Genomic DNA, 2,222 nt, shown 5'->3' with positions numbered 1-2,222 from the left:
CCCCCGCCCCCGGCCAGTTCCCGCCGCCCGCCGAGCACGGCCAGCAGGTCCAGCACTCGGCGACCGGCGCTTTCCACGCGGGCGGCGACAACCCGCCGCACGACAGGCGCTGACGCGGGCGCCGCAGGCGATAGTGTCGTCCCCGACCCCCGCGCCGGGCGTGGCAGCGGCGCCGCCCCGGTGATGCCGGGGGGTCGTGCGGGGCGGCCGCCGGGCCCTTCGCGCGGGTCCGGAGCCGAGCGGTCCGAACGAGTGGGAGAGACCCTGTGATCATCCTGAGTGGCGTTCTCGTGGTGGTGGCGATCGCCCTGCTGGTAGCGGGAATCGTCGCCGGCAACGGAGACAGCGCGCAGGTCTTCGGCCTGGACGCGCTGGTGGTGATCTACATATCGATCGCCGTCAGCATCATCTCCGCGCTGTGCCTGGCCATCGGGGTGTTCCTGCGGCGCAAGGAGCTGTGGGGCTCCGGCGCCTCGGTCGCGCCCGCCCGCGCGAGCAAGAGGTCCACGAAGGACAAGCGCAAGAAGGCCGCGCCTCCGGCGCCGGCCAAGGGCGCCCCGGCCGCCGCGGGCGTCCCGGCGCCGCCCGCCCCGGCCGCCGACACCGACGACGACGTGCTGGAGATGCCCGCTCCGCCCGCCGACGTCCCGGACGACGCGATGGTGTTCGTCGTCCGCGGCCGCAAGCGCTACCACCTCGACACGTGCCGGCAGCTCGCCGGGCGCGACGCCGAGGAGCTGACCTACGCCGAGGCCAAGGAGGAGGGGTTCAGCCCCTGCACCGCCTGCATGCCCGACACCGCACTGGCGGCGCGCGCCGCGGCGTCGGTGCCCGCGTCCTCGGGCCCCGGCAAGGGGCCGGGCGGGCTGGAGCCCGCGCCGCAAGCCGCGCCCACCTCCTTCGACACGCCCGGGTCGTTCGACCGGCCCGCCTCCTTCGACAAGCCCGGGTCCTTCGACGAGCCCGAGCCGTTCGACCGGAAGGGCGGGTTCGACCGGACGGCCGAGATCCCGCGGGCGGACGAGCCCGCCGCGCCGGAGCCGCCCGCCGCGGACCCGGCCGGGCCGACGCTGACCGACATGCCCGTCGCGGGGCTGTTCGGCAAGGCGGCCGGGGCGGCGCCCAGCGCGCCGGAGACGGCCGACGAGCCCGAAGCCCGGGAACGGGAGCCGGAGGCCCGCTCCGCCTGGGAGAGGCCCGCTGAGGCCGAATCCGCGGCACCGGACGTCACGGTCGACCTGGGTCCGGCGTCGTACGCCGGCGCCGCGTACGCCGGCACGGAGGCGCCGGCCCCGAAGCCGCACCACGCCTTCGACACGGCCGATGACGACGCCGATGACGACACCGCCGGCGAGGACGCCGCCGACGTCCGCGAGGCCGGCGAGCCCGGCGCTCTCGCGGCCGAGTCGGCCGCCGACCCCGAGCCGGAGCCGTCCGCCGAAGGCTCCGCGGACCACGACGAGCCGGCCGCCGAGCCGGCCGGTGACGGCCCGCAGGTGCGCATCCTGAGCGGCACCAAGCGCTACCACCGCGTCGACTGCGCCCTCATCGAGGACATCGGCGACGAGGCCGACGACCTGGAGTCGCTGTCCCGCGCGGAGGCGAAGTCCCGGGGCTGCACGCCCTGCCTGGTGTGCCAGCCCGACCGCGAGCGCGCCCGCGACTGACCGTCGTCGGGGGCGCGCCCGCGTCCGACGGCCGTCCAGAGGGCGGGTCAGCGGTGGCGGCGCCGCTCGTCGCGCAGTTCCCGCAGCCGCTCCCGGCGCTCGTCGCGGTGCCGCCTGAGCTCCTCGTGCCGCTCCCGGTGCATCTCGCGGATCTCCCGGTGGTGCTCGCGGTGCAGCTCGTGGACCTCCCGGTGCCGGCCGCGGCGGTCCTGCTCGCCGGCCGCGCGGCGGCTGACCGAGACGCCGCCGAACAGCACCATCCCGGTGAGCCGGATGACGGGCGCGTCCGGGTCGAGGGTGTCGTCCTCCGGCAGGTCGTTCCCGCCGAAGATCGCGGTGGGCGCCCCGGTGACCCGGACGCCCGGCGGGACGGTGATGTCCACGCCGCCGAACACGCAGGTGATGTTGACGGTCACCTCGTTCCGGCTGAGGACCGCCTGCCGGAAGTCGAGTTCGACGCCGCCGAACACGCAGGAGACGTTGGTGGTGGGCTCGGCCAGCCAGCGCCCCTTCCGCTGCGCCCCCGCGAAGATCGCCACGAGGTGGGGGGACTGG

2 protein-coding genes are annotated in these 2,222 nt (G+C 76.6%); one reads left to right on the top strand and one right to left on the bottom strand.

From position 1 onward, the window contains the following. The first annotated feature begins 266 nt into the window (after nt 1-266). Nucleotides 267-1,667, top strand: a complete 1,401-nt coding sequence (locus tag E1284_RS40320; RefSeq protein WP_131945377.1) for a hypothetical protein — start codon at nt 267-269, stop codon at nt 1,665-1,667. A 47-nt stretch (nt 1,668-1,714) separates the two neighbouring features. Here E1284_RS40320 and E1284_RS42795 read toward each other — a convergent pair. Next, on the bottom strand, nt 1,715-2,222 hold a 508-nt coding region (locus E1284_RS42795), incomplete at its 5' end, for a LiaF domain-containing protein (protein ID WP_243715049.1).

The organism is Actinomadura bangladeshensis (assembly GCF_004348335.1).
GTDB lineage: Bacteria > Actinomycetota > Actinomycetes > Streptosporangiales > Streptosporangiaceae > Spirillospora > Spirillospora bangladeshensis.
Note: the sequence above shows the minus strand (reverse complement) of the source record. Positions and strands in the feature narration are given on the sequence as shown.